Below are 19,855 nucleotides of genomic sequence, written 5' to 3'. Positions count from 1 at the left end.
ACCAGCCCAGGAAAGGAATAAGGATGTATAATGCTTTTGGTTCTGAGGTTGAGCTTGGGAAAAATGATTAATACTAATTCCGACGATGACCTTTCATGCCAAGGCGGATGTACAAACTTCAGCAGCCATCAATGAGCCGCGAGAAGAATCTAGTGCTGATACTGCTGGCCGTCATAGTGGCCCTAATCCTCTGGAACAGCTTCTGGTCTCTGGCTAAATTAGCACTCTTCATAGCGATAGTCTACATGATCTATTACGCTCTGAAGCGGTATTTCTAAATTAATCAGCCTTTTTTGCCTTTCTCCTGCCATAGAGCTCTTGCCTTTTCCAGATCCTCTCTGGTATTGAGGTTGAAAAAAGAGAGAAGCTCGGGGTCCATCGGCAGCAGAAGCTCTTTTGAGACCCGATTGACGACCAGCTCCTGCAGGGGAACATGAATCCTTCTCTCCCCGCTCTCCAAAGCCCTCTGGCAAGATGCTTGCATCTTCTCCCTCTCATAGACGGAATGGAGGGGCTCGAAATATCCATTAGGCTGCACAGGAACAGCCGCCTCATAGCCCCTTCCTGGGTCCGCCAGCTCAAAAAGCCTCTGGATTACCATCCCGTTCAGAAAAGGAAGATCGCATGCTGCCGCAAAGGCGAACCTGCCCCTGGCCATCCCCAATCCCGCTTCAAGCCCCGCCACCGGCCCGAATCCGCTGACTCTGTCCCAGGTGAAATGAATCCGGACTCGATCTGAATGGGTCTGATCCAAGAGAGTTCTGTCCGATACGATCTCTGCTAGCCTCTTCGCATGCTTTTGATCTCTGGCCACCACCACAAGCTCATCGGCAGCAGAGAGGAGAGTCTTGGCCATCCAGCAGATGAGCGGCCTTCCACCAAACTCCAAGAGCGCCTTCTCCACACCCAGGCGATGGCTGTTTCCTCCTGCCAGGATTATAGCGGATCGCATAGCTTCCAGCCATTCTCCTGGCAGTCCTCCTCCAGGGCTTTCTCCAGAGCCTTTTGGGGGTTGGAGAGCATCCTCTCGCTCTTCAATATCACATGCTCCTGGCTGACAGAAGCCGTTCTCTCTGCTGCCTCCTGGAAGATCTTCCGGATCAGAGCCTCATCCACCCGGCCGTCGGCCTGAACGACAATAGATACAGCAATCTGCTGGGTGAACCGATTTCCATAAATGATGCATCCCATAGCTCCGCGATCTCGGATCCTGACCTCCTTCCCGGTGATGTCGACCTGCAGCTGGCTCCCAGGGGCGAGGTAGATCCTTCTGCGCCTCTCCAGCTGGGGGGTGATCTCTGTTACCTCCCCCACCAAAAGGTCGCCCCGCCTCCAGACCTTGTCCCTGCCGTCTGTTACCTGCAGAATGGCCCCAATCTCCATAGCTTTGGCCAAAAGAGCCTCATCATCCGAGATCCGGCCACAATAGAGCTCCTCCTCGAGCTCGGGCCAGCTGCCCAGGAAGGTGATGGAACGCCTGTCGCCTCCTATCACCGCTTCCTTGCTCTTAGTCAGGGCGACTACCAGGGACATCTTCTGATCCTTTCCTAAGCCTTTTCTCTATGCCCATTATTTTTGATCCTATTCCGTTACTGTTGGTCCTTTGTCTGATCCTCTGTGGCATTCAGGGTCTGCCGAAGGAGCATGGCCACGGTGAGCGGCCCAACCCCGCCTGGAACCGGTGTTATCGCTCCCGCGATCTGGGATACCTCCTCATAGTCCACATCTCCCACCGTCTTGTCTCCTACCCGGTTTATGCCCACATCAAAAATATAGGCTCCAGGCCGGACCATCTCCTTTTTGATGAGGCCTGGAACTCCGGCGGCCACCACCAGTATATCTGCATCGCGAGTGTGCTCGGCCAGGTCGCGGGTAAAGACATGGCATACCTGCACCGTAGCATTGCGGTTGAGCATCATGGCCGCCAGGGGCTTGCCCACCACATTGCTGTGGCCGACAATGACAACCTCCGTCCCCTCCAGCTTCTTATCAAGCCTCTCTAAGGCATAGATGATCCCCAGAGGAGTGCAGGGCACCAGCCTCTCCGCTCCCAAAAGCAATGCCCCCATATTCCGGGGATGAAATCCATCCACATCCTTCTCGGGGAGAATGCTCATCATCGCCCTCTGAGGATTCAGTCCCCCAGGGAGGGGCAGCTGAAGCAGTATGCCGTTGATATCCTCCCGAAGGTTAAGCTCCTCTATTTTGGCGATGATCTCCTCTTCTGTGCTGCTTTCCGGCAAAAGCACGTTCTCGGATCTTATTCCTGCCCGGGAGCAGGCGGAGTGCTTGAGACGGATGTACATCTGCGAGGCCGGGTTCTCTCCCACTAAAACTGTAGCCAGGCCGGGAACTATAGCCTTATTAGCAAGCTTTTTCGCCCTCTCGAGCGTCTCCGCCTCCACCTCACCGGCAAGAGCCTTTCCATCTATTATAGTTGTCAGTTCGATCACACCATATCTGGATACAGGGGGAACTGGTCGCAGAGGGCCTTGGCCTCAGAGCGAACCCTAGCTATGGTCTTCTCATTGTTGATGTCGCGGAGCACCATGGTGATCATATCGGCGATCTGGGCCATCTGCTTCTCTTGCATGCCTCTGGTGGTCATGGCCGGGGTGCCAATCCGAATGCCGCTGGTGACGAATGGCGTGGCCGGGTCGAAGGGTATCATGTTCTTGTTCAGGGTGATTCCCGCTCTCTCTAAAGTCTCATCAGCCACCTTTCCGGTGATCCCCTCTTTCAGCAGCTTGACCAGGAGCAAATGGTTATCCGTCCCACCGCTGACCAGATCGAAGTCGTTCTTCAGCAGACGCTCAGCCAAAGCCCGGGCATTCCTGATCACCTGGAACTGATATTCCTTGAACTCCGGGGTCAAGGCCTCCTTGAATGCCACCGCTTTTGCTGCTATGGAGTTCATGAACGGCCCCCCCTGGGTCCCGGGAAAAACAGAGCGGTCAATGGCCGATGCAAGCTCCTCTTTGCAGAGGATTATTGCACCCCTCGGTCCCCGCAGGGTCTTATGAGTGGTGGTGGTGACGATATCCGCATAGGGCACGGGAGAGGGATGAGCGCCCACCGCACACATGCCGGCGATATGGGCGATATCCGCCATAACCAGAGCCCCCACATCATCGGCGATCTCCCTCACCGCCTTGAAGTCGATGGTCCGGGGATAGCTGGATGCGCCCACCACAATGAGCTGGGGGCGGGACTTTCGGGCGATGTCTGCCATCTCGGAGTAGTCGAGCATCTCCGTCTCTCGGGAGACATTATAAGGGACGATCTTGTACATCTTGCCTGAGAAGTTGACCGGACTGCCGTGGGAGAGGTGGCCGCCGTGAGCGAGGTTCATGCCCATGATGGTATCGCCCGCGTTGAGTACGGCGAAGTAGGCAGCCATGTTGGCCTGGGTGCCGCTATGGGGCTGGACGTTAACATGCTCTGCGCCAAAGAGCTTAATGCAGCGCTCTCTTGCCAGATTCTCGGCCAGGTCCACGCAGCCTGTGCCGCGATAGTAGCGTTTGCCGGGATAGCCTTCGGCATACTTATTGGTCATGACACAGCTCTGCGCCTCCATGACCGCTCTACTGGTGAAGTTCTCTGATGCAATCAGGATGATATTATTTCGCTGCCTCTCCAGCTCAGACTGGATCGCGGCTGCGATTTCGGGATCTACAATATCTAGGGATTTCAAATCGAATCACCGGTGCTAATTAGCGAGATGGGTGGTGTTTACTGAGGAGGGCAAAATAGATTATGGTATGAGCCCGAGATATGAAGCTCTGGCACTGGCACCATAACTCTTTTATTGCCTCCTGCAAAGGTAATCTGGATGCTTATAAGAGCGAGGACTATCGCTGACTACCAATTTGGCAGGGGCTCGGGCAGTGCCCTCTTTCCCGATGGCACGACATACAGCCTCTCCAAGACTCGCCGGCTGAGATATCTCTACTGGGAAGAGGAGAGGGTGGCCACTGTCCGAGCAAGGGACAACCTCCTGACCCTGAGCATGATCGGCGCAAAGAGGCTGCATGATCTGTTCTGCAGCCCTAGGCTTCGAGTGGTGGCCTCGGATGATGCTGCGCCATTCATCGCCAAAGGTGGCAATCTATTCGCCAGGCACGTCATTGCCGTCGACCCGGAGATTCGATCCGGTGAGGAGGTTTTGGTTGTTGACTCGCAGGATCGGCTTTTAGCCACGGGCACAGCCGTCCTCGCGCCTGAGGAGATGATGCAGATTAAAAGGGGGCTGGCGGTCCAGGCGAGAAAGGCGGCAGAGAATTGATTTTCACTGCACTTTTATCTGGGCTGATCTGCTGCCGGAGATGCTGCAATAGGCCGTTGCCTTAAGGATGTCTCCTGCAGTGGCATTAATCTGATAGTAATAGCTGAAGGTGTTGGCAGCAGTCTGGTTAGCGTATTCTTTTCTCAGGACATCATCGCCATTTTTCTGCACTACAACCTCCCGGACGTAGTGGCTGGGATTTGTTGAGGTATGGGTTACGGTCGCATTCAATGTCTGATTCGTATTATCATAAGCGAGGAGGACCTGGGAAGGAGAGTGAGCGAGGACTGGAATTGACAGAATGAGAAGCAGCATGATTGCAGCGAGACATTTGATTGCTGGGGTCAGGAAAGGCGACACATCTCTGTTCGTGTCTATAGATATCTTATCATTATTGGACATATCAAAAACACCTATTAACAAATGCTGTCAATCTTATTAAAAGCTTATCTGGAATAAGGCATGTGATGAGTTTCATGATGGCATTATTTATGATCGAAAGCATGATGGGCATGCAACAAATAGCGATCTGGCGGAATTGATCCGGCTTGGGGCAGGAATGCCAGAGCGGAGGGTATAAGCGAGGGAATTATAGAGAAACGGCAAAATGGTCGCTGCAAATTATTTTATCGCCCTCTTGATCCTGATCACGGGCATTTTTTGCACCTTCTTTTCCAAAACTGCATCCTCGATGGTGAATGGATTGAATCCATACAGAAATGCCCAGACTCCACTGCTCTTCAATATCTGCCGGATGGCATAGGCAGCCTCTTTTGGATCGCTCACCTCTTCTGCAATTCCTTTCAGAGTGCCGCTTGGCAGGAGAACCTCTACATCAGGATTCGCCAGAACATTCAGATACCATTGGCCCTTTAGATGCTTGCCCTGGTAGCAGTAAATGCTCTCGCCGATCAGAGCGTGGTACACAGGGGTGAAGCGAGTCTTCCCGGTCTTCCTGCCTCTCGTTTTGATGACCATGATATTGCCTATAATGGGATTTGAAATGTATTTGCCAAGGTTCCTCTGAAAAGCGGGCACAATTATATAGCTATTGAATATTCTGAATAAAGCTCTTTGAATTGATTTAAGCATGCACACCTGGCTTTCGACAGCAAAATTAATATAGGTTGTGCTGAGACTGAATAACATGTCGAAGCTCAGCAGTTCCATTTTTAGTAGGGAGCACGGCAGCGATGCGTCCTTAGATGCATCTATAAGTAAACCGGGACTGTAAGACCCAATCCTGTTTGATCTGGGTTGGGTGTTGAATGTTCGATCGCTGCATAGCGTTATCGAATTGGATGGAATAGACTTATAAAAACAACCTGAATTGGAAGGATGGGCCGCATAAGAGATTGCCGGTCTCTTAATGATATTGGCCGCGTTGGAGTCCCTGCTTCTCCATCGATGGAGAATCGAATATTCTGACGGATTGAAGGCTAAAAGCGCGGCGTCAAATCCTTTCGGGAAGTAGAAAATGATCGGAAGAGATGAAATAAGCAAAAACTATAGGCCTAATGAGCATTATGAGTTCTCTGGAATTGGGGCCAGGCTGTTTGGCCCTAAAGCAGGCTACGTGAGAGCTCAGGCAGACAGCATCCGGCAAGCAGATGAGATCTTATTCGCACTGGCCTTGACTGTATTGATATTTGGATCCGTCCTCTCCATGGATATAATGGCCAGAATGGGGGCATTCCAATGAAGAGATACTTTAGGGACCTTTATGATGTCCTTGTCAACCAGAATTATGGATCGAAAAATACCCATCTGGTTGAGATATTCCTCAGCCTGGGAGCATTCATCGGCATAGGTCTTGCGGCTGTTATGCTAAGGGCTGGATGGTAGGACGGGAAAAATGGAAGCAAATGGCCGGAAAAAAGCATCATACTCGCTGCTGTTTCAGAAGAATAAGCTGATGGCCGAGCGCCGCTTTCTGCTGATGAAGCTGGCGGAATGCGCCAATCAGATTAAAAAAATAGATGAGCAGCTCAAATCGATTTGAAGCAAATCATCCCTGGAAAATGATAGCAGGCGGGATTTGATCCTGCATATCCGGCTGGCTATTACCAGTCAGGGTAATAAAACCTCTTCCAGCGGCCTTCTGGGCGTGTGCTTGCTCGGCTCTGCATAACCCATGCGGATGAGCAGCTGAGGATATTTCACCTTCAATATCCTTGCCATATCCTCCCTAAGCTCGGGAATGGCTATGGGCTGGCTGAATAGATCAAACCTGACATCCATCTCCGTGGCCTTAAGAAACAGGATCTCAAAGAGGAATCCTGCTTTAAGCCAGGTCATCATATCGTCCTGATCGGTTGATAGAACTCCTACCGCTGGCGAGGCCTTCATATAAGCGGTCTCAACCCTCGCCCGGGATGTAGACATATCAAAGGTCCCGAAGACGAATGCTCCGAAGTAGGACTGGAAATCCGAATAGCCAAACGAATAGCCTGGCAGACCGTCCTTTTCTCCTCCCGTATTGGACCTCACCCAGCTTGCCAGCTCCTTTCTGAAGGCTTTATTCCCCAGCTGGATCTTATGAGACTGGGCGAGGATCTCGGACATCGCCGACTTGCCGGCTTCATCGATCAGGATATTCAGATCAAATCCATCCCTTTTCACGCAGGCCTTCAATTCCCTGAGCTTTGCATCCTCTATTGCTCTCTTCTCAAACTCCTTTCTGTTTGTATGACGTCTGGTTATCTGACTGAACAGATCGGGAAGCTTTTTTTTGCCGGCCGATCCTTTCAGCTTTATAGCCGCGGTCCTCTCGCCTGAAGGGCCATCAGGAAGGCATGAAACATCATATCCAAAGCCGAAGTGTTCCGCTGCCATGAGGATATTAGCCAGAAGGCAGCCGTGGCTGAGATAAAGAGTCCTGTTGGAGGGGTCAACGTTGGGCAAAGCACGGTCAAAGTCCGCAATTACTGATACCTCGTTTCCATCAATTGCCAGCTTCCAGGGCTGAGTGTTGGGCCCGGATGGAGCTAAAACAGCATACTTGAGCAGGCCCTTTATCTGATCGCAGAGGTCGCCATTCACGGGGAAGTCCTCTTCTCTAACGTTCCAGGCTGCTAATACATCGGTCACTTAAGCCATCTCCTTGTTTTTCTTAACTAATATCGCTCTTTTAAACATGCATTCCGAATCCAAGTTTCCCATGGAAAACCAAAAAAAATCAAATGCAAGAGGCTAGCTATCCACCTCCATCAGATGACCTTTTCTGGTCGGGCTTGTTCACAGAAATATCTTCAAGCGCTCGCAAGAGAGCCTTCTTCCGGCTACTATCGCTCATTCCATAAAAGGCATCTACAATTGCAGCTACCTTATCCGTCAGATGCTCATCCTTCAAAGAAGGTTCATGGCAGGACTCATTTCGACCTTTTTTCCTCTTTCTGCAATCAACCTCTTGATAGAACTCCTGGTTGATCAGAAGATGATAAATCAGACAGATGAGTTTCCTGGCTACGGCAACGATTGCCACATTGTGCTCCTTCTTTTTGCTCAGCCTCTTGTAGAATCTGGACAGCCCTGTATTTTTCATATTAGCTATTGTCTGGGCAGCCTCGACAAGTACAACTCGGATATACTTGGAACCGCGCTTTGTGATCCCGCATTTCCTCTTTTTGCCGGCAGATTCATTTTCTCCAGGATTGAGGCCACACCATTTCGCCAGCTGTTCAGGGGTCTGAAAATCTCTGTAATTTCCGATCTCTGACAGGATGACCGAACCTGAGATAAATGCGATTCCAGGAATGGACATAACGATAGCCAGATCCTTGCTCTTATTTTGAATCTTTTTCAGAATGTTTAGGCTTGTCTTCTCTATTTTGGATTCGACATTGTCCATGATTTCAAGAGAATCGCTGATCAGCATTCGATTTGTCTCGCTCAGTTCATTGGCAAGTGCTGATCTGATCTCGTCTTGCTTTTTCCTGATCTTTCCGGAGGGTATGCCTTTCAGGATCTCTTCGACGGGCTTGTCTTCAGCCAGACCTCTTATGATATGTGTTCCTGATTTGCAGAATATGTCGTCCATAGAAGAGCTGAGTTTAATGCCGTTTGATGAGAGATATTTGTGTATCCGATTCTTGAACTGAGTTCGTGTCTTGACATATCCTGACCTGGCTCGCGTTAGGTTCCTGAGCTCTCGGTCTTCATCGGAAAAAACCCGAGATCTCTTGATTTGATTATTCAAGCACAGAGTTGCAATACGCTTTGAATCTTTTGAATCTGATTTATCGTTTGGAATGGACTTTATCTGCAGCGGATTGGCAACAATGGTATCTATGGTTCGGCTCAGAACATCATAAATCGGGATCCAATAGACTCCTGTAGCTTCAAATGCAACCTGTTCGCATTTGTTGTCTGCAAGCCAGTTTCTGAATCTATCAAGCTCGGATTTTGTTGTCCCAAAATTCTCTCGAATCGACGGCACTTCGTCGCCAGTTATTGTGGCAACGATCAGATCTTTATGGACATCTGCACCGCAAACTCTTTCTCTTCGTTTTTTCATATATGTCTCTGCCTGATATGGGCAGATGATCATTCCCTTATATGGGATAATTTCCCATACGCGTTCTATGACGCAGTCCCGTATTCGAGGGATATTGGCTGGTTTCAATCGCGGGATCAAGCGTCCCATAAACTTGTCAGCCTTCACTGCCCATATCAGACTTAACATGGACGGATTAAAATATCTGGTTTTCCATCCGTCACGTGTGAGCCCCTGCCTGGGCTCATGGGCGTTTCAATTATGCTTCGGAATATGGGCAGCTTAGTTTAACTAGATTTCGAGATTGTTATCTGGTTAGAGAATATAATATGCCATGCGGCGCAAGACCCGGCCGGCAGCAAGATAAGACCGGCAGCTATAGTGAATAAAAGAAGAGAAAGATCATCATACTTGAAGGAGAGATCATCATACAGCAGAGAAGTCATCATCAAGGAGATGGAGGATATGGACAATGCCAGTAAATCCTAAGAGAGCCAGAGTGCTGGTCTGGGCTAAAGAGAGAAAAGGTGCTGTATTTTACTGGATGAGCAGAGAGCAGCGGGTGGCTGATAACTGGCCTTTGCTATTTGCTCAGGAACTGGCCATAAGAGAAAAGTCTCCCCTGGCGGTGCTCTTCTGCATCTCGCCCCAGTTCCTGGAGGCAACAAGCTCTCAATATAAGTTCATGCTTAAAGGGCTGGAAGAGGTGGAGACTGATCTTGCTGAATTGAATATCCCACTCTATCTGCTCTCTGGAGATCCAGCAAAAGAGATCCCGCAGTTTCTCCAATCTCATGAAGCAGGAATCCTGGTCTCGGACTTCTCTCCTCTGCGAATAAAGATGATCTGGCAAAGATCAATAGCTAAAGAGGTCAATATTCCATGCTATGAGGTTGATGGCCACAACATCGTCCCCTGCTGGCAGGCTTCTCTAAAGCAGGAGTGGGCGGCATACAGCTTCCGGCCGAAGATCCACCGTCTCCTGGATGAGTACTTGACGGACTTTCCTGCGCTCAAAGCTCACCCCTTCCCCTGGCCGGAGGCAGTGGACAACGATTGGAGGGGAGCAGAGATGGCGATCAGAGCGGATCATATCTCCGATATGAGTTGGGCACAGCCTGGGGAGAGGGCGGCGAAGAAGCATCTGAATGAGTTCATCGATCAGGGGCTTGTTCTCTATGACTCTGATCGGAACAATCCAGTGAAAAACGGCCAGTCAGGCCTCTCATTCTACCTTCATTTCGGCCAGATATCCGCTCAGAGGGTGGCCCTGATGGCGCTGTCTGGCATGACCGATTCCAGCCCGTTCCTGGAGGAGCTGGTGGTGCGACGCGAGCTGGCAGATAACTTCTGCTACTATAATCCTCACTACGACTCTGTGCAGGGCTTTCCCAACTGGGCGCAGGAGACCTTAAGGCAGCATGAGAACGATCCGCGCGAATACCTGTACAGCATCAAGGAGCTGGAGGAAGCAAAGACCAATGACGAATTATGGAATGCGGCCCAGACGGAGATGGTCTGCCGGGGGAAGATGCACGGATACATGAGGATGTACTGGGCGAAGAAGATCTTGGAGTGGACTTCTTCTCCTGCAGAGGCCATGGATATTGCCATATACCTTAACAATAGATACGAGCTGGACGGAAGGGACCCCAACGGATATACTGGGATCGCCTGGTCTATTGGGGGAGTGCACGATCGTGCCTGGAAGGAGAGGCCGATCTTCGGCAAGGTGCGCTACATGAGCTACAATGGAGCAAAAACCAAGTTCGATATCAAGGCCTACATCGAGAAGATCAATTCATTTTGATCCATCCGAGTGCTTCAAACCAGAGATATTTCCCATTTTAACACCAACCAGCTTCCAGACGCTGTTGCGACCCTCGGTGAGCAATGCCTCTACAGGTTCATCTGGAGAATGCCCCAGGGCTGATAGCACATTGGAGGAGAGGTTTTTCTTCTGGATCAGCTCCACAAACCTCTCTCTCACAAGGGACTTGGTTTCAGGGTCCTCTACCTCCACCAGCCTTCCGGGCAGGGCGACGAATGAAAAGCTGGAGAGGTCCGGGCTGTATCTCTCAACCTCCACTGTAACCGCGGGATTCTTCCTGAAGTGAAGGACTTTCTTGCCATATTTTGTGGACAGGAAATACATGAACTTGCCATCGAATACGTACAGGAACGGGGCTACATGGGGATGGCTCTCCCCATTAAAGGCTATGCGACAGATAAACTCCTCTTCTATCAGCCGGTCGTACTCCTGCTTTTTCATCGAGGGCATTTTAAAAATCATAAAGAGCCTTTTCTCAATTTACTGAGTTCATTGCTTTATTGTATCTTTCGTGTATCATTTTTCAAGATATAAATCCCTGCCGCAACAACAGGCCAATCGGCAATTGGACAATTACGAATAGGGTGGTAATCGATTGGCTTGCTACTATAGCGCAGCCCTCTAATGACGCTGACCGATAGAGCAATTAATCACTTGAGCGATTGGTATGAGCATAAATATTCAAAGCAAATGGAGGTCATGCCTATCGATAGCACATCGCTTTATCCGGTCATTTATCTAATTGGCTTTGCAGCACTGCATAGCTTTCTTGCCAGCTTGCCCGCCAAAAGGATTGCAAAGGCTCATTTCGGCTCTAAGGTCGACCCCTGGTATCCGATCTTTTTCTCTGCGGTGGCTGCTATCACCATTCTCCCTCTGGCTGTGATTCTGTTCTTCTTTCCCGGCCAGTTGATCTATATCCTGCCCAGTCCATGGATCTGGCTGGCATTTGCCGCCCAGATTGTGGTTGGACTGGCTTCTTTGAGGGCTTTTCTGGATGCCCCACACCGTTTCCTGATACGCGCTCAGCTTGGCGAAGGGCACAGCTCGGGCGAATTTGCCCTGGGAATTCGAGGGATATATTGCTGGATTCGCGATCCATTTCTTCTCTCTGGCTTTCTGCTCATATGGCTCACCCCCTTCATGACTGAGAACCTATTGCTGGTATATCTCCTGACTACGGCTTATCTTTTCATGGGATCAGTTCACTGGGAGAGCAGGCTCATCAAACAGTTTGGCCAGGAATATATTAATTACCAAAAAGAGGTTCGAAGAATGATTCCTACCCTTAAAAAAAGATGGAAGGGATGCAAAAGCCTGGATAGATAAGATCTAGAGTCTGCAAAAATCCAGACGGTTATAATTTTTATTCCAGTTAACAATCATATTCAACATCTTTAAATAATCATAAGTGCAATATAGATACTAATCAAATCAAGGGTAGGTGAAAGAATGGCGGGAAAAATTGATGAGTATAAAAAGCTCTTCCGAGAAGCCACTGTTGCTGACCAGATGAAGCTCTTCAAACTCCACATCGCTATATATCTGGTAGTGAACATAATTTGGCTGATATTGAACATGATGGGCTATATAAAAATTGATCCTGCCCTGGCAATGTGGTACTCGCCAGTCGGATGGGGCATCCTGGTGATTGTGCACTACTGGTTCTACATCCGGGGAGCAGAAAACCTGTGCATGCTCAGAGAAGAGATGGTGGAGGCCAAGATAGGATAAGCCCCTGGAAGTGCTCAATCGAGTAAAGCAATGGGATTATAGCTGCAATTAATCCCTCTATTTTTGTATTGATTAATTCCTCCAACATCCACCCGAATCGATAAATTCATAACGTTCCTCGTATGCATAAGATTAGCTACCAGAGGTGTACCCAATTGAAGATAATCGGTCTTGCCGATCCTGAAGTAGAATCAAGTCTCCGCGGGGCGGGCATAGGCATGTCCGTCGATGAAGCGCGTTCCATCGCCCAGGTTCTGGGCCGCGATCCAACCCTCACCGAGCTATTCTGCTACGATGCCATGTGGTCGGAGCATTGCTCTTACAAGAGCTCCCGCGCCACTTTAAAGGAATTCCTGCCCTCAGATGCCCCCAATGTAGTAATGGGCCCGGTCGAGGACTCGGGAATAGTGGCCATAGATGACAAATGGTGCGTGGTCATATCCCATGAGAGCCACAACCATCCCAGTCAGATCCTGCCAAATGAGGGGGCAGCAACGGGCATCGGGGGAATCGTCCGCGATGTGAACTGCATGGGGGCAACTGTGGTTGCCACCGCGGACCCTCTGCGCTTCGGAGATCCTTTCGGCCCCAAGGCAAACAAGGTTCGCTGGGTGGCAGAGGGGGTGGTGGACGGAATCTGGCAGTACGGCAATGCCCTGGGCGTGCCGAACATAGCCGGGGATGTGGTCTTTAGTGAGAGCTTCGACGATAACTGCCTGGTGAACGTGGTATCCCTGGGAATAGTCCGGCGCGACCAGATTATCCGATCCCGCGCTCCTCCGCTGGCGGGGGAGAAAGGCTACGACGTTATCCTGGTGGGAAAGCCCACGGACGCAAGCGGGTTGGGCGGGGTCACCTTTGCCTCTGAAGCCCTGCGAGAGGAGGACGAGGAGACCAACCGGGGAGCAGTGCAGATCCCGGATCCTTTCCTGAAGAACGTCCTCTTCAAGGCGAACAGCGATCTATTCCGCATGGTGCGGGAGTCGGGAATCGAGATCGGGTTCAAAGACCTTGGAGGCGGGGGCTTCACCTGTGCCACATCGGAGATGGGGGCTGCTGGAGGCTTTGGCATGGAGATCGACCTGGACGAGATGCACAAAGCTGCAGACTTTCCTCCCGAAGTGCTGAGCATAGCCGAGACCCAGGAGCGTTTCTTGATCATCGCCCCTGAAGAGCTGAGAGAGAAGATCCTGAATATCTACAATGAGGACTGGGATCTGCCCAACGTCTACGAGGGAGCAAGGGCGAGCGTTGTGGGCAAGATCAATACCGGCGACAGGTTTGTCGTCCGGCATAAGGGAGAGACGGTATGCGATGTGCCCATCCAGCACCTCACAGCGGGCATCCGCTACCAAAGGGCTGAATCCGAGAGGGTCTATAGCGAATCTGAGCCCGAATCCCGAGAGCCTGAGGACTACAATGAGGTTCTGCTCAGGATCCTGAATTCGCCGAACATCGCCTCCCGGGAGCATATCTACCGATACTACGATACCGAGGTCATGGGCAATGCGGTGATCAGGCCGGGCGAGGCGGATGCAGGGCTCATCGCCCCCGTGCGGGGGGAGAAGTTCGGCGTGGCACTGGCCGTGGACTCCAATCCCTTTTACGGCCGGATCAGCCCCTATTGGGGGGGAGCGACCTCAGTGGCTGAGGCGATGAGAAATGTGGCTGCCATAGGCGCGACGCCAGCCACTCTCACCGACTGCCTGAACTACGGCAATCCGGAGAAGCCCGAGGCCTTCTGGGAGTTTAGGGAAGGGGTGAAGGGATTGGCCGAGTCCTGCAAGAACCTCTGGCTGAAGGATTATAAGGATGAGAGAATTCCCGTACCCATAGTCTCAGGGAATGTGAGCTTCTACAATGAGTCTCCCCAGGGTTCTGTGGACCCCTCGCCCGTGATCGCCTGTGTGGGAATCATAAGGGATTTCGACAAAGCGATCACTATGGATCTGAAGGCGGCTGGCGAGGAGCTTTATCTTATCGGCCCCAGGTTCGATGAGCTGGGAGGCTCGGAGTATTATCAGACCATCCTTGGGGTCATGGGAGCAAATGTCCCTCGGGTTCGATTTGACCTGGAGAGGAGCATGATCTATGCCGTCATCGATGCCATTGATGAGGGCTTGATTGCTGCAGCCCATGACATATCCAACGGCGGGCTGGCGGCGACGGCAATGGAGATGGCCGTAACCCGGCCAGCTAAGTTCGGCCTGGAGCTGGACCTGGATGGGGTGGTGTGCGGCGACTTGGATCTGAGAACCGATAAACTGCTTTTCTCAGAGTCTTCGGGATTCCTTCTGGAAGCGAAAGCAGGAAAGGAGAAGAGGCTGGAGGAGCTACTGAAAAGCTACGACCTCCTGCCGGCAAAGATCGGCAGAGTGACGGCGAAAAGAAGGATCAGGATAACCAGAAAGGGGGAGACGGTGGCCGACCTGGACCTGGATCTGGCGAGGAATGCATGGACCCGTGGCCTCGCGGAGGCGATGAGATGAAGATCGCAGTGATGCAGTTCCCCGGGACGAACTGCGAGTTCGAAACCCTGGTGGCAGTCAAAGAGGTGGGCATGGAGGGCGAGATCTTCCGCTGGAACCGGCCAGAGGAGGAGCTGTCCGGCTTTGATGGATTCATCATTCCGGGAGGATTCTCCTATCAGGATAGGGTTAGGGCGGGAGCCGTCGCCTCCAAGGAGCCGGTCTTAAAGGCCCTGAATGAGGAGGCGGCATTAGGTAAGCCGATTCTGGGAATCTGCAATGGCTTTCAGATCCTGGTCGAGGCTGGCCTGTTGCCTGGTCTGGTCCCTGGCACGGGAAAGGTACAGATGGCTCTGGCCCAGAATGTGATGGTCTCTGAAGGGGAGATCGTCCGCCGGGGCTACTATTGCGACTGGGTGTACCTGCGGCACGATGCCTCATCCAGAAGGTGCAGCGGCTCGTACCAGATTGAGATGGGCGCTCTCCTGAAGATACCGATAGCCCATGGAGAAGGAAACCTGGTAACTGCATCGCCTGGCCTGATCAAGAAGCTCAATGATCAGGAGCAGGTGGTCTTCCGCTACTGCGACCGCAACGGCCGGGTGATAGACGAGTTCCCTGTGAATGTTAACGGCAGCACAGAGAGCATTGCTGCCATCTGCAATCCAGAAGGAAACGTCCTGGGAATGATGCCCCATCCGGAGAGGGCGTTCTTTGCCTGGCAGCTTCCCTCCTTCGATCCGAGAAAGCACAGGCCCAATGAGCCGGGTCCTGGAAGGAGGATCTTTGAGTCGATGAAGCGCTACATAGAGGTGGAGTCATGTTGATCAATCTGCGCGTCTGGCTGAAGATACCGGATGCAGAAGCGGCCACGGTGAAGAACACCCTTGTCCGGCGACTGAGCTATGGAAAGGTTTTAGAGGATGTGAAAAAGGAGCGGCTCATTTCCATCCAGGTCGATTCCGGGGATCCTGAGGAACTGGCCAGGGCTTTTGCCCGGGAGCTGGTCAATGAGAACAAAGAGAGCCATAAGATCCTGATTGACCGGCTGGAGTTCGAGGAGGGCTATGTGCCGGTTAAGGTTGCCCTGCATATAGAGGATGGCGAGGCAATTGCCATCAGGGACAGGCTCAGAAAGAGGTTAGGCTACCAGAATGTGGTGGACGTGAAGAAGGCGACCGTCTGGAAGCTGTACTTCAGGCTCCTCCGGCCGGAGGCGGAGATCACTGCCCGGGAGATTGCAGAAAAGCTGCTCATAAATCCGCATAAGGACAGCTATGAGATAATGCTGTGAAACAATAATGCGAGGATTTGGTTGGGGGCAGGAGATGATCTGGTCTCCATCACCTTTTATTGATCATCGATCATGACCTTCAATTCATCTTCATCTCACTCAGCTGCTCTCCACTTTCATCTCCCAGCCCAGCCGTTCCCGGATGATCAAGTAGCTCATCTCCGGCGATATGGCCCCTGCCTCAGTGCAGATCAGGTCGATGTACTGATGGGGGGTGACATCGAAGGCGGGGTTGCGCACCCTGACGTGTTTGTATTTGGAGATATCGGCCAGTACTTCTGTGGCCTCACGCTCCTCGATGGTGACCAGCTCCCCTAAAATCGTCTCCGGGCTGAACTTATAGGTCTCGGCAGCCACCATGAAGCTGGTCCTGGCCTCGCGGGCGCACAGGGCGATCTGGGCGGTGCCGATCTTATTGACCAGGGTGCCGTTGGCGGTTATCACATCCGCTCCCACCACCACCAGGTCCACGTCGTTCATAACGCTCCGCACCGCCGAGTCCACGATCAGCTCCGTCTCTATGCCCATCTGGTCGAGCATGCCGATGGTGGTGATTCCCTGGAATCTGGGGCGGGATTCGGTGGCTATCACCTTGATATTCTTTCCGGATTTATGGGCAGCACTGATCACGGAGATGGCGGCATTTGAGTTGCAGTGGGTGAGGACAGTATCCCCTTCTCTGATCCTCTTACTGCCGATCTGGCCGATCTTCTCCACCGCTTTCTGGGAGTTCTCGATGAAGCGATCTGCATTGGTGGCTATGGCCTGGCGGGCGCCATCGATGTCATCTGCCTTATACTTCATCACCATTCTTATGGCATTGGAGAGGGAGACTGCCGTGGGCCTGGTCTTGAGGAGCAGGTCTGCGGCAACCGCGGTCTTCTGGTTGAAGTCCTCGAAGCTCTCCGCCTGGACGGCCAGAGCATATTCCTTCAGAGAGGCAGCTGCGGCAGTGGCAATTCTCCCTGCACCTCTGATCTCCATGCTGCTGATCTTCTCTGCAGTCTCCGTAACCCGATCTATTGGCTTCATTCGGGGTTGTTTTCGCCTGCTAGAGTTAAATCTATTTCCTGCCCTGAGAAGAACAATAACTATAACTTTGCATCTCTTTAATTGTCCTCGGTTGACAAACGATGGATACAACAGACTTCGATATCATAAAAGCAATTGCCAGCCTCAAGGTGCCCTATCCCAAAGCGGATAGGATTCTCTCCATGGCAAATATAGATCCAGAGGAGCTCGGCGCGCGACTGGGAGGACTGGAGATGCAAGGGTTTGTCAAGACCCTGAGCGAAGCAGATATGGAGGGCTCCAGTCTCCCTAACGGCATAACTGCCGCAGGGCTGACAAGTCTTGGTAAGAGGGCTTTATCAGGGCCGAGATGGTAGGGCAATTACAGCCCAAATGACATTATGGACCGGTCGATCTTTGCCGCCGGGTTGGGAGGCAGGATCGCTTCTGCGGTCTCCTGCGGCATTTTGCTGGTAGCAGCGCAGCAATCACAGCTTGCCCTTGAGAAGCTGGTAGACGAAGTAGACCAGGAGGATGAATACTGCCACTCCTGCCAGGTACCAGATGGCTCTCCAGATGGCGATGACGATTATGACTGCCAGGGCCAGAATGATCAGGTTCTTGATGGTATTGTCGTTTGCCATGTCCATCCAATATGCCGTGTTATGATATAGCTGTTTCGAGGGAAATGGCAAGAGACTGCCAGGCCTGTGACTTCGGATAAAACTGCACCTCTTCTTCAGGCACAAAAGCTATACAGCATGAAAATAGGCTTATCCGCATGAAAAATACTGATCCATACGACCAAAATGCGGGTAGTTGGACTGGAACTGATCCATTTTCTACAGGACCGAGCGGGCATGAAACAGATCCATTTGAGCCTGATATTCCTAATCAGTGGGTAAATAAGGGACATGAGCTTGTTAAAAAAGGGTCCTATAAAGATGCAATCAATTGCTACAATGAGGCCCTAAAGCTAAATCCCAACTTGCCGAGAGCTTGGTGTTCAAAAGGCTATGCCCTTATTAAATTGAAGAAGTACAAAGAATCTCATGCATGTCTGGATGAGGCTTTGCGAATCAATCCAAGACATGTCTCCTGCTGGACCATAAAGGGCTGGGCATTTAATTGCCAGAATAAGCACAAGGATGCCTTGGTATATCTGGATAGAGCCATTGAACTAGATCCTCATTATGTAGATGCATGGTACCAGAAGCATCTGGCACTCAATGATCTTAATCGTAAAGCAGAAGCGGATGTGGCCCTCGCCAAAGCCAGAGAATTAGGCTTTAAAGGCTAATATTCATTTTCCCAGGTCGCAATGCTCTTCATTTGAGAGGCTAATTCATTTTGCCATCCCAGCTCTTTCTTATGCTTCTGGCAGCCAGCATTGCTGTGGAAAAACAGGACTGCAAGTTGTATCCTCCTGTATCGCCATCCACATCGAGCACCTCTCCTGCCAGATATAACCCCTTTACCAGTCTTGATTGCATCGTCTTGGGATTGACCTCTCTCCAGTCCACTCCTCCCCTTGTGACCATGGCTGCTTCAAAGCCATCCGGCCTTGATACGGTCAGCGGCAGGCCGACCAGGATATCTACCAGATGCATTCGTTCCCTTCTTCTCAGTTGAGAGAGGCCGAGATCTGGATCGATCCCACAGATCTCAATAATTCGCCCAATCAGCCTGTATGGCAGAGGGACGGAGCAGGGGATACTGGATAGGAGCGACTTTACCGTGCGGCTACCCTCCTTTCCAGATAACTCCAGAATCCATCCCTCCAGAGCTGCACGCTTCTCTTTCGGGACAAAAGAGAGCTTCAAGGTATCTTCTGGCTGGATATATCGAGACAGGTCAAGAATAGCAGGACCGGAAAGCCCTTCGTGAGTGAGCAGAATGTCGCCCTGCCCCTCCCTGGTCTTCTTGAGATTATTTAAAGAAATTTTTATATTCTCAAAGGATATACCTGCTAGATCATGAAATGGATAGTCTTTTATGATAACTGGGGTCAGAGCTGGCCCGATCTCTGTCACCCTGTGGCCGAGGGAGCGAGCGAATCTATAGCCGTCTCCAGAGGAACCTGTGGCAGGATAGGAGCATCCGCCGGTGGCAATGACCAGAATGGAGGATCGATAACTAAAGCCGTCACCCAAGAGAGCGAATCCGTCCTCTATTCTGTTGACAGTCCTGACATCCTTCCGGCATTGGATTTCAATATCAGCCTTCTTGCAGTCCTCGATCAGGATGTCGAGCACATCCTTTGACCTGCGGGTCTGGGGAAATATCTTGCCACTGGGCTCGCTTGCCATTTCGAGCCCTTTTGCCTTAAAGTAATAGATGAGATCCTGGTTTGTGAAGCCCATGATGGCCGGCCGAAGAAATCGGCCATGCTCTCCGTAGTGATTGAGGAAGTTGCGGATTTCTCCCTCATGGGTTATGTTGCATTGGCCGGAGCCGGATAGGAGAAGCTTCCTTCCGGGGGATCCTTTCTTTTCAAGGATGAGGATACGCCTGTTATCTCTTCGATGATCATCATTTCTGGCGTTCTGCCGGCAGTTTATGGCGCAAAATAGGCCTGCGGGACCTGCGCCTATGACGATCAGATCATATCTCCTGCCAGGGCAATCATCAAGAAGCCCTTTCTGCTCCAATTCACTCTGGTCTTCAACTTCTTGCCGCATGAATACAGCCCGCATCAATGTCATTCTCTCATTGAATTCCTGTCTGTGGCAGGGAT

24 protein-coding genes are annotated in these 19,855 nt (G+C 51.4%); 12 read left to right on the top strand and 12 right to left on the bottom strand.

Features of this window, described 5'->3' with window-relative positions; genetic code table 11:
- Nucleotides 1-95: 95 nt before the first annotated feature.
- Nucleotides 96-278, top strand: a complete 183-nt coding sequence (locus MCON_RS15900) for a hypothetical protein (protein ID WP_157863605.1) — start codon at nucleotides 96-98, stop codon at nucleotides 276-278.
- Nucleotides 279-283: 5 nt separating this feature from the next.
- On the opposite strand, the gene MCON_RS00955 is transcribed toward MCON_RS15900, so the two are convergent.
- The 4 genes from MCON_RS00955 to MCON_RS00940 are packed head-to-tail and all read right to left on the bottom strand — an operon-like array spanning nucleotide 284 to nucleotide 3,694.
- Entirely contained in the window at nucleotides 284-952 is a 669-nt protein-coding gene (locus MCON_RS00955) for a molybdenum cofactor guanylyltransferase (RefSeq protein WP_013718184.1), read from the bottom strand.
- Nucleotides 937-1,533 (bottom strand): DUF2121 domain-containing protein, encoded by a 597-nt coding sequence (locus MCON_RS00950; protein ID WP_013718183.1) that lies wholly within the window; start codon nucleotides 1,531-1,533, stop codon nucleotides 937-939. Before MCON_RS00950 ends, MCON_RS00955 begins: the two co-directional genes overlap by 16 nt.
- Before the next feature lie 56 nt (nucleotides 1,534-1,589).
- A complete protein-coding gene (locus tag MCON_RS00945) occupies nucleotides 1,590-2,453 on the bottom strand; it encodes a bifunctional methylenetetrahydrofolate dehydrogenase/methenyltetrahydrofolate cyclohydrolase (protein ID WP_013718182.1) in 864 nt (287 codons plus the stop codon).
- A complete protein-coding gene (locus tag MCON_RS00940; RefSeq protein ID WP_013718181.1) occupies nucleotides 2,450-3,694 on the bottom strand; it encodes a serine hydroxymethyltransferase in 1,245 nt (414 codons plus the stop codon). Before MCON_RS00940 ends, MCON_RS00945 begins: the two co-directional genes overlap by 4 nt.
- Before the next feature lie 138 nt (nucleotides 3,695-3,832).
- Here MCON_RS00940 and MCON_RS00935 point away from each other — a divergent pair, with 138 nt between their 5' ends.
- Nucleotides 3,833-4,285, top strand: a complete 453-nt coding sequence (locus MCON_RS00935) for a PUA domain-containing protein (protein WP_013718180.1) — start codon at nucleotides 3,833-3,835, stop codon at nucleotides 4,283-4,285.
- Between the two features lie 3 nt (nucleotides 4,286-4,288).
- Here the strand turns inward: MCON_RS00935 and MCON_RS00930 are convergent, their stop codons facing one another.
- Together MCON_RS00930 and MCON_RS00925 are read right to left on the bottom strand one after the other, a co-directional pair.
- Complete coding sequence (locus MCON_RS00930) at nucleotides 4,289-4,687, bottom strand: hypothetical protein (protein WP_048131620.1); 399 nt, start codon at nucleotides 4,685-4,687, stop codon at nucleotides 4,289-4,291.
- A gap of 219 nt (nucleotides 4,688-4,906) precedes the next feature.
- The gene (locus MCON_RS00925) at nucleotides 4,907-5,377 is read right to left on the bottom strand and encodes a nitroreductase/quinone reductase family protein (protein WP_013718178.1); all 471 of its coding nucleotides are present in this window, start codon (nucleotides 5,375-5,377) and stop codon (nucleotides 4,907-4,909) included.
- A 385-nt stretch (nucleotides 5,378-5,762) separates the two neighbouring features.
- On the opposite strand from MCON_RS00925, the gene MCON_RS00920 reads away from it, so the two are divergent.
- Nucleotides 5,763-5,987 (top strand): hypothetical protein, encoded by a 225-nt coding sequence (locus MCON_RS00920; RefSeq protein WP_013718177.1) that lies wholly within the window; start codon nucleotides 5,763-5,765, stop codon nucleotides 5,985-5,987.
- Nucleotides 5,984-6,130, top strand: coding sequence for a hypothetical protein (locus MCON_RS15895; RefSeq protein WP_013718176.1), 147 nt, complete (start codon nucleotides 5,984-5,986; stop codon nucleotides 6,128-6,130). The genes MCON_RS00920 and MCON_RS15895 overlap by 4 nt, the downstream gene beginning before the upstream one ends.
- A 225-nt stretch (nucleotides 6,131-6,355) precedes the next feature.
- Here MCON_RS15895 and MCON_RS00915 read toward each other — a convergent pair whose 3' ends face one another.
- Nucleotides 6,356-7,375, bottom strand: a complete 1,020-nt coding sequence (locus MCON_RS00915; protein WP_013718174.1) for an Acg family FMN-binding oxidoreductase — start codon at nucleotides 7,373-7,375, stop codon at nucleotides 6,356-6,358.
- 106 nt (nucleotides 7,376-7,481) lie between these two features.
- A complete protein-coding gene (locus MCON_RS00910; RefSeq protein ID WP_048131613.1) occupies nucleotides 7,482-8,834 on the bottom strand; it encodes an IS110 family RNA-guided transposase in 1,353 nt (450 codons plus the stop codon).
- A gap of 418 nt (nucleotides 8,835-9,252) precedes the next feature.
- On the opposite strand from MCON_RS00910, the gene MCON_RS00905 reads away from it, so the two are divergent.
- Nucleotides 9,253-10,590: a deoxyribodipyrimidine photo-lyase gene (locus MCON_RS00905; protein WP_013718172.1), complete on the top strand. Its 1,338-nt coding sequence runs from the start codon at nucleotides 9,253-9,255 to the stop codon at nucleotides 10,588-10,590.
- Here the strand turns inward: MCON_RS00905 and MCON_RS00900 are convergent.
- Nucleotides 10,582-11,052, bottom strand: coding sequence for a pyridoxamine 5'-phosphate oxidase family protein (locus MCON_RS00900; protein WP_232844310.1), 471 nt, complete (start codon nucleotides 11,050-11,052; stop codon nucleotides 10,582-10,584). The two genes, MCON_RS00905 and MCON_RS00900, sit on opposite strands and share 9 nt — an antisense overlap.
- 258 nt (nucleotides 11,053-11,310) lie before the next feature.
- On the opposite strand from MCON_RS00900, the gene MCON_RS00895 reads away from it, so the two are divergent.
- From MCON_RS00895 to MCON_RS00875, 5 genes are all read left to right on the top strand, one after another.
- Complete coding sequence (locus MCON_RS00895) at nucleotides 11,311-11,940, top strand: methyltransferase family protein (RefSeq protein ID WP_048132738.1); 630 nt, start codon at nucleotides 11,311-11,313, stop codon at nucleotides 11,938-11,940.
- A gap of 123 nt (nucleotides 11,941-12,063) precedes the next feature.
- A complete protein-coding gene (locus tag MCON_RS00890; protein WP_013718169.1) occupies nucleotides 12,064-12,345 on the top strand; it encodes a 2TM domain-containing protein in 282 nt (93 codons plus the stop codon).
- 155 nt (nucleotides 12,346-12,500) lie between these two features.
- Nucleotides 12,501-14,834, top strand: a complete 2,334-nt coding sequence (purL, locus tag MCON_RS00885) for a phosphoribosylformylglycinamidine synthase subunit PurL (protein WP_013718168.1) — start codon at nucleotides 12,501-12,503, stop codon at nucleotides 14,832-14,834.
- Entirely contained in the window at nucleotides 14,831-15,640 is an 810-nt protein-coding gene (gene purQ / locus MCON_RS00880) for a phosphoribosylformylglycinamidine synthase I (RefSeq protein ID WP_013718167.1), read from the top strand. The genes purL and purQ overlap by 4 nt, the downstream gene beginning before the upstream one ends.
- Nucleotides 15,634-16,107: a phosphoribosylformylglycinamidine synthase subunit PurS gene (locus MCON_RS00875; protein WP_013718166.1), complete on the top strand. Its 474-nt coding sequence runs from the start codon at nucleotides 15,634-15,636 to the stop codon at nucleotides 16,105-16,107. Before purQ ends, MCON_RS00875 begins: the two co-directional genes overlap by 7 nt.
- 99 nt (nucleotides 16,108-16,206) lie before the next feature.
- Here MCON_RS00875 and MCON_RS00870 read toward each other — a convergent pair whose 3' ends face one another.
- Nucleotides 16,207-17,139, bottom strand: a complete 933-nt coding sequence (locus tag MCON_RS00870) for a ribose 1,5-bisphosphate isomerase (protein ID WP_013718165.1) — start codon at nucleotides 17,137-17,139, stop codon at nucleotides 16,207-16,209.
- A 101-nt stretch (nucleotides 17,140-17,240) separates the two neighbouring features.
- Between MCON_RS00870 and MCON_RS00865 the strand changes: the two genes are divergently transcribed.
- Nucleotides 17,241-17,495, top strand: a complete 255-nt coding sequence (locus tag MCON_RS00865) for a hypothetical protein (RefSeq protein ID WP_048131610.1) — start codon at nucleotides 17,241-17,243, stop codon at nucleotides 17,493-17,495.
- Between the two features lie 111 nt (nucleotides 17,496-17,606).
- On the opposite strand, the gene MCON_RS15890 is transcribed toward MCON_RS00865, so the two are convergent.
- Nucleotides 17,607-17,762, bottom strand: coding sequence for a hypothetical protein (locus MCON_RS15890; protein ID WP_157863604.1), 156 nt, complete (start codon nucleotides 17,760-17,762; stop codon nucleotides 17,607-17,609).
- A gap of 137 nt (nucleotides 17,763-17,899) precedes the next feature.
- Between MCON_RS15890 and MCON_RS15010 the strand changes: the two genes are divergently transcribed.
- Entirely contained in the window at nucleotides 17,900-18,418 is a 519-nt protein-coding gene (locus MCON_RS15010; protein WP_013718164.1) for a tetratricopeptide repeat protein, read from the top strand.
- Nucleotides 18,419-18,458: 40 nt separating this feature from the next.
- Here the strand turns inward: MCON_RS15010 and MCON_RS00855 are convergent, their stop codons facing one another.
- Nucleotides 18,459-19,823, bottom strand: coding sequence for a BaiN/RdsA family NAD(P)/FAD-dependent oxidoreductase (locus MCON_RS00855; protein ID WP_232844309.1), 1,365 nt, complete (start codon nucleotides 19,821-19,823; stop codon nucleotides 18,459-18,461).
- Between the last annotated feature and the right edge of the window lie 32 nt (nucleotides 19,824-19,855).

This window comes from Methanothrix soehngenii GP6, assembly GCF_000204415.1.
GTDB classification, from domain to species: domain Archaea; phylum Halobacteriota; class Methanosarcinia; order Methanotrichales; family Methanotrichaceae; genus Methanothrix; species Methanothrix soehngenii.
Note: the sequence above shows the minus strand (reverse complement) of the source record. Positions and strands in the feature narration are given on the sequence as shown.

Bases quoted from the DNA above. Each gene is read 5' to 3' on its own strand.
- MCON_RS15900 (WP_157863605.1), top strand. From the start codon at position 96: ATGCCAAGGCGGATGTACAAACTTCAGCAGCCATCAATGAGCCGCGAG.
- MCON_RS00955 (WP_013718184.1), bottom strand. From the start codon at position 952: ATGCGATCCGCTATAATCCTGGCAGGAGGAAACAGCCATCGCCTGGGT.
- MCON_RS00950 (WP_013718183.1), bottom strand. From the start codon at position 1,533: ATGTCCCTGGTAGTCGCCCTGACTAAGAGCAAGGAAGCGGTGATAGGA.
- MCON_RS00935 (WP_013718180.1), top strand. From the start codon at position 3,833: ATGCTTATAAGAGCGAGGACTATCGCTGACTACCAATTTGGCAGGGGC.
- MCON_RS00930 (WP_048131620.1), bottom strand. From the start codon at position 4,687: ATGTCCAATAATGATAAGATATCTATAGACACGAACAGAGATGTGTCG.
- MCON_RS00925 (WP_013718178.1), bottom strand. From the start codon at position 5,377: ATGCTTAAATCAATTCAAAGAGCTTTATTCAGAATATTCAATAGCTAT.
- MCON_RS00920 (WP_013718177.1), top strand. From the start codon at position 5,763: ATGATCGGAAGAGATGAAATAAGCAAAAACTATAGGCCTAATGAGCAT.
- MCON_RS15895 (WP_013718176.1), top strand. From the start codon at position 5,984: ATGAAGAGATACTTTAGGGACCTTTATGATGTCCTTGTCAACCAGAAT.
- MCON_RS00910 (WP_048131613.1), bottom strand. From the start codon at position 8,834: ATGATCATCTGCCCATATCAGGCAGAGACATATATGAAAAAACGAAGA.
- MCON_RS00905 (WP_013718172.1), top strand. From the start codon at position 9,253: ATGCCAGTAAATCCTAAGAGAGCCAGAGTGCTGGTCTGGGCTAAAGAG.
- MCON_RS00900 (WP_232844310.1), bottom strand. From the start codon at position 11,052: ATGAAAAAGCAGGAGTACGACCGGCTGATAGAAGAGGAGTTTATCTGT.
- MCON_RS00895 (WP_048132738.1), top strand. From the start codon at position 11,311: ATGCCTATCGATAGCACATCGCTTTATCCGGTCATTTATCTAATTGGC.
- MCON_RS00890 (WP_013718169.1), top strand. From the start codon at position 12,064: ATGGCGGGAAAAATTGATGAGTATAAAAAGCTCTTCCGAGAAGCCACT.
- purQ (WP_013718167.1), top strand. From the start codon at position 14,831: ATGAAGATCGCAGTGATGCAGTTCCCCGGGACGAACTGCGAGTTCGAA.
- MCON_RS00875 (WP_013718166.1), top strand. From the start codon at position 15,634: ATGTTGATCAATCTGCGCGTCTGGCTGAAGATACCGGATGCAGAAGCG.
- MCON_RS00870 (WP_013718165.1), bottom strand. From the start codon at position 17,139: ATGAAGCCAATAGATCGGGTTACGGAGACTGCAGAGAAGATCAGCAGC.
- MCON_RS00865 (WP_048131610.1), top strand. From the start codon at position 17,241: ATGGATACAACAGACTTCGATATCATAAAAGCAATTGCCAGCCTCAAG.
- MCON_RS15890 (WP_157863604.1), bottom strand. From the start codon at position 17,762: ATGGCAAACGACAATACCATCAAGAACCTGATCATTCTGGCCCTGGCA.
- MCON_RS15010 (WP_013718164.1), top strand. From the start codon at position 17,900: ATGAAAAATACTGATCCATACGACCAAAATGCGGGTAGTTGGACTGGA.
- MCON_RS00855 (WP_232844309.1), bottom strand. From the start codon at position 19,823: ATGACATTGATGCGGGCTGTATTCATGCGGCAAGAAGTTGAAGACCAG.